The sequence below is a fragment of the Thauera sp. SDU_THAU2 genome (assembly GCF_038260575.1).
Taxonomy (GTDB): domain Bacteria; phylum Pseudomonadota; class Gammaproteobacteria; order Burkholderiales; family Rhodocyclaceae; genus Thauera.
In genome coordinates this window covers 3664489-3677257 of sequence record NZ_JBBWUN010000003.1, presented here as the reverse complement: position 1 = coordinate 3677257, position 12769 = coordinate 3664489, and the positions used below count along the sequence as shown (strand labels likewise).

At 68.6% G+C, this 12769-nt stretch carries 13 protein-coding genes; 1 reads left to right on the top strand and 12 read right to left on the bottom strand.

The features are described from left to right. Positions 1-23 precede the first annotated feature (23 nt). From AAFL97_RS18955 to AAFL97_RS18935, 5 genes are all read right to left on the bottom strand, one after another. Positions 24-827, bottom strand: a complete 804-nt coding sequence (locus tag AAFL97_RS18955; RefSeq protein WP_341646236.1) for an alpha/beta hydrolase — start codon at positions 825-827, stop codon at positions 24-26. Between the two features lie 181 nt (positions 828-1008). Beyond that, a complete protein-coding gene (locus AAFL97_RS18950; protein WP_341646235.1) occupies positions 1009-2265 on the bottom strand; it encodes a multifunctional CCA addition/repair protein in 1257 nt (418 codons plus the stop codon). Next, complete coding sequence (locus AAFL97_RS18945) at positions 2265-2909, bottom strand: glutathione S-transferase family protein (RefSeq protein ID WP_341646234.1); 645 nt, start codon at positions 2907-2909, stop codon at positions 2265-2267. Before AAFL97_RS18945 ends, AAFL97_RS18950 begins: the two co-directional genes overlap by 1 nt. 49 nt (positions 2910-2958) lie before the next feature. After that, complete coding sequence (locus tag AAFL97_RS18940; RefSeq protein ID WP_341646233.1) at positions 2959-3915, bottom strand: complex I NDUFA9 subunit family protein; 957 nt, start codon at positions 3913-3915, stop codon at positions 2959-2961. A 25-nt stretch (positions 3916-3940) separates the two neighbouring features. Continuing rightward, positions 3941-5887: a lytic transglycosylase domain-containing protein gene (locus tag AAFL97_RS18935; protein WP_341646232.1), complete on the bottom strand. Its 1947-nt coding sequence runs from the start codon at positions 5885-5887 to the stop codon at positions 3941-3943. Between the two features lie 37 nt (positions 5888-5924). On the opposite strand from AAFL97_RS18935, the gene AAFL97_RS18930 reads away from it, so the two are divergent. Beyond that, the gene (locus tag AAFL97_RS18930; RefSeq protein WP_341646231.1) at positions 5925-6581 is read left to right on the top strand and encodes a 5-formyltetrahydrofolate cyclo-ligase; all 657 of its coding nucleotides are present in this window, start codon (positions 5925-5927) and stop codon (positions 6579-6581) included. Positions 6582-6620: 39 nt separating this feature from the next. On the opposite strand, the gene ilvA is transcribed toward AAFL97_RS18930, so the two are convergent. The 7 genes from ilvA to recX all read right to left on the bottom strand — a co-directional run bounded on the left by ilvA (position 6621) and on the right by recX (position 12750). Continuing rightward, positions 6621-8141 carry a threonine ammonia-lyase, biosynthetic gene (ilvA, locus tag AAFL97_RS18925; RefSeq protein WP_341646230.1) on the bottom strand — a complete coding sequence of 507 codons (1521 nt, stop codon included), beginning with the start codon at positions 8139-8141 and terminating at the stop codon, positions 6621-6623. Positions 8142-8238: 97 nt separating this feature from the next. Then, positions 8239-9186 (bottom strand): HPr(Ser) kinase/phosphatase, encoded by a 948-nt coding sequence (gene hprK, locus AAFL97_RS18920; protein ID WP_445954508.1) that lies wholly within the window; start codon positions 9184-9186, stop codon positions 8239-8241. Continuing rightward, a complete protein-coding gene (gene ptsN, locus AAFL97_RS18915; protein ID WP_445954507.1) occupies positions 9183-9644 on the bottom strand; it encodes a PTS IIA-like nitrogen regulatory protein PtsN in 462 nt (153 codons plus the stop codon). The genes hprK and ptsN overlap by 4 nt, the downstream gene beginning before the upstream one ends. 136 nt (positions 9645-9780) lie before the next feature. Continuing rightward, positions 9781-10107 (bottom strand): ribosome hibernation-promoting factor, HPF/YfiA family, encoded by a 327-nt coding sequence (hpf, locus tag AAFL97_RS18910; protein ID WP_263460600.1) that lies wholly within the window; start codon positions 10105-10107, stop codon positions 9781-9783. Between the two features lie 17 nt (positions 10108-10124). Beyond that, positions 10125-11585 carry an RNA polymerase factor sigma-54 gene (locus AAFL97_RS18905; protein WP_341646229.1) on the bottom strand — a complete coding sequence of 487 codons (1461 nt, stop codon included), beginning with the start codon at positions 11583-11585 and terminating at the stop codon, positions 10125-10127. A 6-nt stretch (positions 11586-11591) separates the two neighbouring features. Further along, positions 11592-12314 carry an LPS export ABC transporter ATP-binding protein gene (lptB, locus tag AAFL97_RS18900; protein ID WP_341646228.1) on the bottom strand — a complete coding sequence of 241 codons (723 nt, stop codon included), beginning with the start codon at positions 12312-12314 and terminating at the stop codon, positions 11592-11594. Next, entirely contained in the window at positions 12301-12750 is a 450-nt protein-coding gene (gene recX, locus AAFL97_RS18895; RefSeq protein WP_341646227.1) for a recombination regulator RecX, read from the bottom strand. The genes lptB and recX overlap by 14 nt, the downstream gene beginning before the upstream one ends. Positions 12751-12769 lie beyond the last annotated feature (19 nt).

Genomic DNA, 12769 nt, shown 5'->3' with positions numbered 1-12769 from the left:
CGCGCAGCCGGCGGCACGCCGCTTCAGCAGCGCTGTTCCTGCAGCCAGGCAGCGATGCGTTCGGCGACTTTTTCCCAGTCGTGCTCGAGCATCAGGCCGTGCCCCATGCCGGGGAAGATTTCCGCCTGGCGGCCGTAGGTCAGGGCGGTCATCCGCACCTGGTCGGGCGGGATCAGGGCGTCGTGCTCGGCGCCGAGGATCAGCATCGGCACCTTGCGCACCTGCATCGGGTTGGGCAGGTTGAACAGCGTCATGTCCCAGATCGCGCGGTGCGATTCGGGCTGGCACAGGGTGTAGTAGCGCTGCAGGTCGCGGGCGTCCACCGGCTGGTGGAACAGCGCCTCGCGCAGGCTGCTGATGTCGATGTCGTTGCCGGCCATGATGCGGTTGAGGTCGCTCATCAGCGTGGGGCGCTGCATCATCAGGCCGAGCGCCGAACTCATCAGGCCTTGCGGCGGCACCGAGGACATCAGCACGGCTGCGGGCGCGTCGTGCCGCTCGAGATATTTCTGCACCACCAGACCGCCCATCGAATGGCCGATCAGCACCGGCGGCGCCGGCAGCGACGCGGCCACTTCGGCGACGTCGCGTACGTAGTCGTCGATGGAGTAGGTGTCGAGATGCTCCCGCTGCCGGCTGAAGCCGTGGCCGGACAGCGACACCGCGTAGGACGTCCAGCCGCGCGAGGCGAACCAGGGCTGGAAGTGCTCTTCCCAACACCAGGCCGAGACGTAGGCGCCGTGCACGAACAGCAGCGGCGTCGAGTGGACCGGGGTGGCGGGCGAGTGGCAGAGGACTTCGAGGTCACCGAAGCGGCGAGTGTTCATTTGGGCTCCTGGGGAAGAGGGCAGCAGGCACGGCGCGGGGTCGCTCGTGCCCGGCGGAGAAGAGGCGTGATGCGCTTTTGTTCTTGAGGGGTGTCGTATCCGCTGTGGTGTCTGCGCTGTTGCGCCTGAAATCGCAGGCCGATTCTTGCACGCAGCTGGCCGCGGCGCCAAGCCGAGTGGTTCACGTTCGCGTGCTGTCTGCCGGATTCGGGCTGGCGGCGGAAGCGCGGAGGCCGAGCGCGCGCACCGCGTCGACCCGGGCGGCGTGGATCGCCTGCGGTATCCGTTCCTTGTTGGCGCAGCTGCGCGCGATCGCGCCGGCGTCGAGGCTGCGCACCGCGTCCAGCGCCGCCAGCCAGGCCGCGCGCGGCGCCCATTGCGGCCGCGGGCCGCCGCCGCGGCCGAAGTGATCGCAAGCCGCCGCATCGAGCGCGAGCGCGAAGCGTTCGGGGCGCCGCAGGGCGTCGCAGCGCTCCAGCACCTTGACCATGGTTTCGGGCCGCAGGATCGCCGCCTGGCCGAAGATGCCGTGCTCGCGCGCGACCATTTCGGCCAGGTCGCGGCAGTCGGCCGGCGCTTTAAGCCGCATCGACACTTCGCGCGCGCGCCGCGCGCTGGCCTGCTCGTGGCCGTAATGGTGCGGCAGGATGTCGGCCGGCGTGTCGCCCTTGCCGAGATCGTGCAGCAGGCAGGCCCAGCGCACGGCGAGCGGCTGCCGGGTGGCGGCGGCATGGTCGATGACCATCATCACATGCTCGCCGGTGTCGATCTCGGGGTGGTGCTGGGCGGGCTGGGGTACGCCGAACAGCTTGTCGACTTCGGGCAGGATGTGGGCGAGGGCACCGCAGTCGCGCAGGCTGCGGATCAGGCGCGAAGGCTTGTCCTCCATCAGGCCGCGGGCGAACTCCTGCCACACGCGTTCGGCGACGAGGTGGTCGACTTCGCCGGCCTCGACCATCCGGCGCATCAGCGCGAGCGTTTCCGGCGCGGTGTCGAAGTCGGCGTAGCGTGCGGCGAAGCGCGCCACCCGCAGGATGCGCAGCGGGTCCTCGGCGAAGGCCGGCGAGACGTGGCGGAACAGCCGGGCTTCGAGATCGCGGACGCCGCCGTAGGGGTCGATCAGGCTGCCGTCGGCGTCGCGCGCGATGGCGTTGATCGTCAGGTCGCGGCGCAGCAGATCCTCTTCGAGCGTGACCTCGGGCGAGGCGTGGCAGACGAAGCCGGCATAGCCCTTGCCCGATTTGCGCTCGGTGCGGGCGAGGGCGTATTCCTCCTGGGTCTGCGGATGCAGGAAGACCGGGAAATCCTTGCCCACCGGGCGGAAGCCCCGGGCCAGCATGTCCTCGGGGGTGGCACCGACCACCACCCAGTCATGGTCCGCGACCGGCAGTCCGAGCAGGGCGTCGCGTACCGCGCCGCCCACCACGTAGCACTGCATCAGTCGTACAGGTCCTCGGCCGGGATCGATTCGGTCTCGGCGCGTGCCGCCGCCGCCCAGTCCTGCATGTGCGGGTTGGCCAGCATCGTGGCGAGGTATTCGCCGGCGGCGCCGTCTGGCTGCACGCCATAGGTCTGGAAGCGGAAGCAGACCGGCGCGAAGGCGGCGTCGGCGAGGCTGAAGCGGCCGAACAGGTAGGGGCCGCCCTGGCCGAAGCGGGCGCGGCAGTCGTTCCAGATCGCGGTGATGCGGGCGATGTCGGCATCGACTTCCGGCGTGTGGCCGAAGCCGCGGTAGTCCTTGCGGATGTTCATCGGCATCTTGCTGCGCAGGGCCTGGAAGCCGGAGTGCATTTCCGCGGTGACGGCACGGGCGGTGGCACGCGCGGCCGCGTCGGTCGGCAGCAGTGCGGGCTGCTTCTCGGCGAGGTATTCGCCGATCGCCAGCGAATCCCATACCAGCACGCCGTTGTCGTTGAGGCAGGGCACCTTGCCCGAGGGCGAATGCGCCAGGATGCGCTCGCGGCTGCCCGGGATGAACAGCGGGATGTCGATTTCCCCGAAGCTGAAGCCGCCTTCGCGCGCGGCGAGCCAGGCGCGCAGGGACCAGGACGAGTAGTTCTTGTTGCCGATGATGAGCTTCATGGCCGACTCCGGGTGATGATGGGATTGCGGATATGGGGTGCGATGCGCATCAGCGACGCGCATGGCGACGGAAGGGATAGTAGCGCGAGCGGACGGTTCCATCGCCCAGCCAGCTCGGCACCACCGCTTCGATGGCGGTCGGCTGCAGGCCGAAAGGCAGCGGCGTGCCGTCGGTGACGTTGTCGACACGCATCGAGCGGACGTTGTCGCGGCTCATCAGCGGCTGGGGGGCGAGCTCCAGCAGGCTGGCCTGCAGCATCGCCAGGCCTTCCGGCAGGCCGATCACCGGGCGCGGCTTGCCGATCTGGGCGGAAACGTATTCGACGAGCTGGCGCAGGGTGTAGACCCGGGGGCCGGCGACGTCGAAGATCTGGCCGGCCGCGCCCGGCGTGTCCAGGCTGCGCCAGACGACTTCGGCGACGTCCTCGACGTAGACCGGCTGGAAGCGGGTATCGGCGCCGGCCAGCGGCAGTATCGGGAAAGTCGAGGCGAGATCGGCGAACAGGTTGAGGAAGCGGTCGTCGCGGCCGAAGATCACCGAGGGCCGCAGGATGACCCAGTCGAGGTCGGCGCCGGTGCTGCGAATCGCCGCTTCGCCCGCGGCCTTCGAGCGCTGGTAGCCGGACGGGCCGTCGGCGCTGGCGCCGAGCGCGCTGATGTGCACCAGCCGGCGCACGCCGGTGTTGCGACAGGCGGTGACGATCTTCTTCGGCAGTTCGACGTGGGCCTGGGCGAAATCGGCGCCATAAGGTTCGCCGCCGCGCGAGTGCAGGATGCCGACCAGATTGACCACCGCGTCGGCGCCGGCGAGCAGGCGTTCCAGCGTGGCGGGATCATGCACATTGGCGTCGACGGCCTCGACCGTCGGCAGCAGCACGACGTGGCCGGCACGGCTGCGGCGGCGGGTGGGGACGACGACCTGGACGCCGGCTTCGACGAGGCGGTTGGCGACGGCATGACCGACGAAGCCGGTGCCGCCGATGAGGACGACGCGTTTGATGTTCATGGCAGGGACTCCGGAAAAACTGTGTTCATTCGCTGGCCGGACGCGGGCCGATCACGCCCAGTCGTGTTTTCAGCGACTGGGGCCGGTGCTCGAACATCGCGCCGTAGATGACTGCATTGACCATCACCTTCTTGACGTAGTCGCGCGTCTCGTTGAACGGAATGGTCTCGATGTAGATGGCCGCTTCGAGCGGCTTGTCGTCGCGCCAGCGGCGGGCCCGCCCCGGGCCGGCGTTGTAGCCGGCGCTGGCCAGCACCGGATGATCGTCCAGGTCGTTCAGGATCAGGCGCATGTAGCTGGTGCCGAGCAGCACGTTGGTGTTGGGGTCGTTCAACTGGCGGGGATGGTAGCCGCGCAGGCCGATCTTGTTCGCGACCCATTTCCCGGTCGCCGGCATCACCTGCATCAGGCCCTGGGCGCCGGCGCTGGAGCGGGCCGGGACGACGAAGCGGCTTTCCTGCCGCATCAGGCCGTACACCCAGCCCAGGTCGAGTCCCTGCATATGTACCTGCGGCTCGATCAGCTCGCGGTAGGGGGCCAGGAAGCGCAGCGCATAGTTTGCGCGCGGATTGGACAGTTCGGCGCTGTTGATGGCGCGGTCGTAGAGCTCGTTGCGCAGCGCGAGGTGGGCGGCGGCAAGGCGGAAGCTTTCGTCGCGGCCGCGCAGGGCCCAGCTCCATTCGCGGGTCGCTTCGGTGCGCAGGCCGAGCCGGTACAGCGCGAGGGCGCGGCGCAGGGCGGGATCGTTCTCGGCCTCGTCGAGCGGGGGCACGGCAAGCGAGTCGCCGCTCGCCGGAAGCGCAAAGGGCCGGCCGAGTTCCTCGGCGGCGAGGATGCCGTAGAAATGCGGTTCGGCGGCAATATGGCTGAACAGCGCCTCGGCGTCGCCGGCGCGGCCGGCAGCGGCATGCGCGCGCCCGAGCCAGTAGGTCCATTCGGGCTGCTGGCGCTCGGATTCCGGCAGCGCTTCGATGGCCGTGCGGACGGCGGCCCAGTCTCCGGCCCGCAGCGCGGCGCGCACGCGCCAGGCACGCTGCAGCGGCGTCAACTCGGCATTGCCCACCGCACGGTAGAAGGCCATCGCCTCGGGCATCTGGTCGATGGCGGCATGCATGGCGATGACGGCCTGGATGTCGCCGCGCTCCTCGCTGCCGAGGCGGTCCTGCAGCTGCAGCAGGCGGGCATGGGCGAGGCGGGCGTCCTGCCAGGCGATGCGCGTCAGCGCGGCGAGGACGAGCTCCCGGCCGGCGCGGGTGACGGCGAAATTGGCCGGCAGGCGGTCGAGCCAGGCGGCGGAAGAGCGCAAGGCCTGTTCGGCATCGGCGGCGGCCGGCGCGATTTCGGCGGGCAGCCAGTTCCAGCTTAGCAGCGCATCGTCGGGTTTGCGCGTGTCGGCCTGACGGCGCGCACGGCGCCAGAGCGCGTCGTCATCGACCCGGCCGGTGGCATGGGTGGCGCGCAGCGCGGTGTCGCAGGCCGCCGGCGCATTGTCCAGCGTGCGCCATTCCAGCGCGACTTCGTCGAGCGCGCGGGTATCGCCGGTCATCAGGCGGGCGGTCCAGGCCGTGCAGCGCATTTCGCGGTCGGGGTTCTGCAGGCCCGGGTAGAGCGCCGCGAAGCCTGTCCAGTCGCCGTCCGTCGCCAGGCGGCGCAGCCATTCGGCACGCAGGCGCTCGGCCAGCACGGTGCCGGCTTCCCGCTGCAGGAAGGCGTCGAGCTCCTGCGCCGGGGGAGGCAGTTCGGGGCGCGCCAGCACATTGACGAAGCGCCAGTAGCGGACGTAGGCATCCAGTACGTGCGGGCTGGACTCGGCGGCGAGCACGTCGAGCGTGTCGCGGTCCCCCTTGCGCACGGCCTCGTGAGCGGCGACGATGCGGTCGTCGCCGAAAGCCCGCGGCACCTGGGCCGGCGCCGCTGTCGGCAGCAACATCCCGGCCACGCAGAGCGCGGCCGCCATCAAGCCCGTTTTCATACTTCCCCTGCTCTCCATTGCAAGCAACCATACCACAGTGACGAAGCCTGTTTCCGGCCCCGCCGATGACATCGAGAAACGCCGCAGATTCCTGCGGCAGCAGGCAATCCAGGCGCGCGAGGCGCTGGACGAGGCGCAGCGGGCACGGCTCACCGTGCGCCTGGCAGGCCATCTCGGCGGCGTGATCGACGAACTGGCGCCGCGTACGCTGGCTTTCTGCTGGCCTTTCCGTGCCGAGCCCGATCTCAGGGACTGGGTCCGGGACTGGCTGGCGGGCGATGCGCAGCGCGTGGCGGCCTTGCCGGTGGTCGTCGCGGCCGGGACGGCGATGCATTTCCGCCGCTGGACGCCGGGGGCCGGGATGGTGCTCGACCGCCATGGCATCCCGCATCCGGCGACGCCGGAAGAGGTGGCGCCCGAAGTCGTGCTCGTGCCGCTGAACGCCTTCGATGCGGCCGGCTACCGCCTGGGCTACGGCGGCGGCTACTTCGACCGCACGCTGGCGGGGATGGACGTGATTGCCGTCGGCGCCGGCTTCGAGCTGGGCCGGGTGCCGAGCGTGCTGCCGCAGCCGCATGACCGGCCGATGGACTGGATCGTCACGGAGGCTGGGGCAGCCCGTGCTGGCGCGGTGCATACCGGGGCGGCCCATGCCGGTTCGGCCTGCGACGGCGCGGAGCGCGCCGTCCGCTGAGACGCGTGCAGTACGCCGCCGGGAACCCGGCGGAAGGGCTCAGGCCGCGAGGAACAGCCGATAGGCGGGGTTGTGTGTCTCGGCCACGTACTCGTAGCCGAGCCGCTGCAGGAAGTCCTCGAAGGCTTGCGTGTCCTCGGGTGGAACCTGCATGCCGATCAGCACGCGGCCGTAGTCCGAACCGTGGTTGCGGTAGTGGAACAGCGAGATGTTCCAGTCCGAATGCAGCTTGGAGAGGAAATTCATCAGCGCGCCCGGCCGTTCGGGGAAGACGAAGCGGTAGAGCACCTCGTTCTCGGCCTGCGGCGAGCGGCCGCCGACCATGTAGCGGCCATGGGTCTTCGCGAGTTCGTCGTCGGTCAGGTCGATCGCCGGCAGTTCGTGGCGTTCGAGCATGTCCACCAGGCGGCCGACTTCGTTGCGGTTATGCACGGTGACGCCAACGAAGATGTGGGCCTGCTCGGGGTCGGCGTAGCGATAGTTGAACTCGGTGATGTTGCGGTTGCCCAGCAGGCTGATGAACTTGCGGAAGGCGCCCGGCCGCTCCGGAATCGTCACCGCCAGCACGGCTTCGCGCTGTTCGCCGAGCTCGGCGCGTTCGGCGACGAAGCGCAGGCGGTCGAAGTTCATGTTGGCACCGGAGGCGACGGCGACCAGGTTCTTGTCGCGCAGCTTGTGGCGCTTGGCATATTCCTTGGCGCCGGCGATGGCGAGCGCACCCGAGGGTTCGAGGATCGAGCGGGTGTCCTCGAAGACGTCCTTGATCGCGGCGCAGATGGCGTCGTTGTCGACGACGATCATCTCGTCCACGTACTGCTGGCACAGGCGGAAGGTCTCGGCGCCGACCTGCTTGACTGCGGTGCCGTCGGCGAACAGGCCGACCTGCTCCAGCGCCACGCGCTTGCCGGTGGCGAGCGACTGCGTCATCGCGTCGGCGTCGACGGTCTCGACGCCGATGATCTTCGTCTCCGGCCGCACCCGCTTGACGTAGGCCGCCACGCCGGCGAGCAGCCCGCCGCCGCCGACCGCACAGAAGATGGCATGGATGGGCTTGGCATGGGCGCGCAGGATCTCCATGCCGATCGTGCCCTGGCCGGCGATGACGTCCGGGTCGTCGTAGGGGTGGACGAAAGTCAGCTTCTCGCTCTTTTCCAGTTCCTGCGCATGGGCGTAGGCGTCGGAATAGGATTCGCCGGCGAGCACGACTTCGCCGCCGCGCGCCTTGACCGCGTCGATCTTGATCTGGGGTGTGGTGCTGGGCATCACGATGACGGCGCGCGTGCCGAGTTTGGCGGCCGACAGCGCGACGCCCTGGGCGTGGTTGCCGGCCGAGGCGCAGATCACGCCGCGCTTCAGGGCCTGCGGCGACAGCCGCGCCATCTTGTTGTAGGCGCCGCGGATCTTGAAGCTGAACACCGGCTGCATGTCCTCGCGCTTGAGATGGATGCGGTTGTGCACGCGCGCGGACAGGTTGGTGGCGAGGTCGAGCGGCGTCTCGACGGCGACGTCGTAGACGTGGGCGTTGAGAATGCGCTCGAGGTAATCCGTGGGGGTGCTCATCGAAGGCTCGCGGGGCAGCAAAGCCGTCGAGGGTAGCAGCCGATGCGGCACTGCGGCAATAGCACCGCTGGCGGGCTGCTTGCCGGCGGGGGCGTGCTTACGCCGCGCCGTCGCCGTCGGCGGCGCTCATCGCCTGCATCTGGCGGTCGATGAACTCCTGCATCGCGTCGATGCCGCGCAGCTGCAGGATGGTCGAGCGCACGGCGGCTTCGAGCAGCACTGCGAGGTTGCGGCCCGCGGCGACGGGCAGCACCACGCGGGTGACCTTGACGCCGAGGATGTCCTTCACTTCCTGCTGCACCGGCAGCCGGCTCGGGTCGCCGTCGCCGGGCTGGCGGCGTTCGAGGTGGCAGACCAGGCGCAGGCGCATCTTCCGGCGGCAGGCGGTCTCGCCGAAGATGGTGCGGATGTTGAGGATGCCGAGGCCGCGGACTTCGATGAAATCCTGCAGCATCGGCGGGCAGCGGCCTTCCAGCACGGTCGGGGCGATGCGCGCGAACTCGACGACGTCGTCGGCGACCAGGCCGTGGCCGCGCGAGATCAGTTCGAGCGCGAGCTCGGACTTGCCGGCGCCGGAGTCGCCGGTGATCAGTACGCCGACGCCGAGCACGTCCATGAAAACGCCGTGCAGCGAGGCTTTCTCGGCCAGTTCGCGCGACAGGTAGAGCCGCAGCTGGTCGATGACGCTGGCCGATGGCTGGGGTGTGGTGAATAGCGCGACGTCGTGCGCTTCGCAGACGCCGCGGATGATGTTCGATACCGTGCAGCCGTCGGCGACGATGATCGCCGGCGGCTGGCTGGACAGGATCTCGTTGAGGTGGTGGGTGACCTTGTCGGTGGTCTGGCGCTGGGCCCAGGCCAGTTCGGCGGCGCCGACGATCTGCAGGCGGGTGGGGTGGATCAGGTTCAGGTGGCCGACGAGGTCGGCCGGCCAGATCCGCTCCTCGGCCACGGCCAGCACGGCATCCAGCCGTCCGCTGACATGGCTGAGCTGAAGGAGCTCCCGTTCAGCCTCGAACAGCCGCGCGACGCTGGTCTGCCTCATTCATCGGCGCCCCAGTTCCCGAACAGCTTGTGGATGTGCGCGGCGTCGGGCGCATCGAGCAGGGCTTCGCGGAACTCGCGGTCGCTGAACATCTGCGCCAGTTCGGACAGCAGCTGCAGGTGGGTCTCGTTGGCCTGCTCGGGCACGAGCAGCACGAACAGCAGATTGACCGGTTTGCCGTCGGGCGAGTCGAACTGCACCGGTGCCGCCAGGCGGAGGAAGGCGCCTGCCGCGTCCTTGAGGCCCTTGATGCGGCCGTGGGGAATCGCGATACCCTGGCCGAGGCCGGTGGAACCGAGCCGTTCGCGGGCGAACAGGCTGTCGAACACCAGGCTCTGGGCGATGCCCTGGTTGTTCTCGAACAGCAGGCCCGCTTGTTCGAAGACGCGCTTCTTGCTGCTGGCGTCCAGATCGACCACCACGTTCGACAGTGGCAGGAGTTGAGATATCAGGCTCATTCGCTATGGAGCTTGCGCAGCGCCGTTACCGCTGGCGCCACGCTGGGCGACGGGGTTGGACCGGGGTGCGTTGAAGCCGCGTCTTGAAAACGCGCGCATTATAACCACACCCCGGACATAAAACCGCAATGGGCGATCAGGCCTCGGGCGGCGCCTGGTGCTTCAGGGCTTCGTGGTTGTGGTCGGTCATTTTCTGCTTGTACTTCTGGACCTGGCGGTCGAGCTTGTCGGCCATCGCGTCGATGGCGGCGTACAGGTCGGTATCCTCGCTTTCGACGAAGATGTCCTTGCCGCGCACGTGCAGCGTGACTTCGGCCTTCTGTTGCAGCTTCTCGACGGAGAGGATCACCGCCACGCTGGTGACGTTGTCGAAGTGGCGGATGACGCGGTCGAGCTTGGCGCCGACGTAGTCGCGAATGGCCGGCGTGACTTCGACGTGGCGCCCGGTGATGTTGAGATTCATGCTAACTCCTGTTGTTGTCAGATCGATTTGCGCAAACTGACCGGCGGGATATTGAGTGATTCGCGGTATTTCGCGATGGTGCGACGTGCGACCACGATACCCTGCTGGCCCAGAACTTCTGCAATTCGTGCGTCGGACAGGGGCTTCTTCCTGTCCTCTGCGTCCACCAGCTGGCGGATCAGTGCGCGGATTGCCGTTGAGGAAGCTGCTCCGCCGGTGTCGGTGGAAACGTGGCTGCCGAAGAAATACTTGAGTTCGAAGACGCCACGCGGTGTCGCCATGTACTTCTGCGTCGTGACGCGCGATACGGTGGATTCGTGCAGTTCGAGCTGGTCTGCGATCTCCCGGAGGGTCAGTGGCCTCATCGCCACATCACCATGATCGAAGAACTGTCTTTGCTGGTCAACGATGGCCTGGGACACGCGCAGGATGGTGTCGAAGCGCTGCTGCACGTTCTTGATCAGCCAGCGCGCTTCCTGCAGTTGGCCGGTGAGCCCGCCGCCCTGTCCCCTGTTCTGCTGCAGCAGGCTGGCGTACAGACGATTGACGCGCAGGCGCGGCATCGCTTCCTGGTTCAGGCTGACGGTCCAGCGGCCGCGGACCTTGCGCACGATGACGTCGGGCAGCACGTAGCGCGTCTCGGAAGCCGAGTGGCGCAGGCCGGGGTGCGGGTCCAGGCTGCAGATCAGGGCGTGCGCGGCGCGCAGTTCGTCGTCGTTGCAGCCGGTCAGCTTCTTCAGGCGGACGAAGTTGCGTTCGGCCAGCAGTTCGAGGTGCGCATCGACGATCTCGAGCGCCAGCATCTGGATCGAGCTTTCGGGCATCGCGCGCAACTGCAGCGCCAGGCATTCCTGCGGCGTGCGGGCGCCGATGCCTGCCGGATCGAGGTGCTGCACGTGGCGCAGTGCGATCGACAGGTCGTCGAGGTCGATCTCGAGCTCGGCCGGTAGCAGTTCGAGCAGCTCTTCGAGCGGCTGGTACAGGTAGCCGTCGTCGTCGAGCGCTTCGATGATGAAGCGCACCAGCGCACGGTCGAGATCGTTCAGCGGCGACAGCGCGACCTGCTGGTCGAGGTGTTCGCGCAGCGACAGCTCGGCGGCCTGGATTTCCTGGAAGTCGACGTCGTCGTCATCGTCGCGCTTGGCCGACGCGCCGGTGCCGACGTTCGACCAGTCGATGCCTTCTTCGCCGCCTTCGCGCTCGGCTGCGCCACCGGCGTCGCCGTCGCCGCCCGCGTCGGTGTCGGCTTCGCGCTGCTGTTCGCGCTCGCGCTCGGCCGGCGAGGTGCTGGTCGAGGGCTCGAGCCTGGGCGGTGGTTCGTCGAACTCCTCGCGCTCCAGCATCGGGTTCTCGAGCAGGAAGCGTTCGATCTCCTGGTTCAGCTCGATCGTCGACAACTGCAGCAGCTTGATCGACTGTTGCAGTTGCGGCGTCAGCGTGAGGTGCTGGGAGAGCTTGAGCTGGAGACTGGGTTTCATCCTGGACTAGAGGCGGAAATGTTCGCCGAGGTAGACCTGGCGGACTTTTTCGTTGGCGATGATCTCGCCCGGCTGGCCGCTTGCGAGCACGCGGCCTTCGCTGATGATGTAGGCGCGGTCGCAGATGCCGAGCGTCTCGCGGACGTTGTGATCGGTGATCAGCACGCCGATGCCGCGTTCCTTGAGGAAGCGGATGATCTTCTGGATGTCGATCACCGCGATCGGATCGACACCGGCGAAAGGCTCGTCGAGCAGGATCAGGCGCGGGTCGGTGGCCAGTGCGCGGGCGATCTCGCAGCGGCGGCGTTCGCCGCCCGACAGCGAGATGGCGGTGTTGTCGCGCAGATGGCCGATGCTGAGCTCTTCGAGCAGCTCCTGCAGGCGCTCGTCCACCTGGCGGTTCTCCAGCCCCTGAAGCTCCAGCACGGCGCGGATGTTCTCGGCCACCGTGAGCTTGCGGAACACGCTCATTTCCTGCGGCAGGTAGGACAGGCCCAGCCGCGCCCGGGCGTGGATCGGCAGGTGGGTCAGGTCCTTGCCGTCGAGGCCGATCTGGCCGCCGTCGGCGCGCACCAGGCCGACGATCATGTAGAAGCAGGTGGTCTTGCCCGCGCCGTTGGGGCCGAGCAGGCCGACGACCTCGCCCGAGCCGACTTCGAAGCCGACGTCATGTACAACGGTGCGTGCCTTGTAGCGCTTTTGCAGGCCAGCGACCTTAAGCAGACTCATCGTAGGGCTCTTTCAGCAGCTTGCGGATCAGGTCGGGTGCGAAGCCGCGGGTTTGCAGGAAGCGCGCCTGCCGCGCCCATTCGCGGGCATCGGCGGGCGGCGTGGTGAAGCGGCTGCGCAGCACGCTGCGCGCACGCTCTGATTCCGATTCTGCACATTCGCTGGCGATTGCCTCGTCGACCAGGTCACGGTCGAGGCCACGCCGGGCCATTTCGCTGCGCAGGCGGCCGGCGCCGAAGCGCGCCGCCTTGCTGCGCACGAAAGCCTGGGCGAAGCGCTCGTCGGACTGCAGGCCGAGCTCGCCCATGCGTTCGATCACCGCCCGGATCTCGTCCTCGTCGCCGTGGGCCGCGAGCTTCTTCGCCAGTTCGGCGCGAGAGTGGTCGCGGCGGGCGAGGTGGCGCAGGGCGCGTTCGCGCAGGCTCGGTTCGGCCATGGCAGCCGCTGGCGTCCCG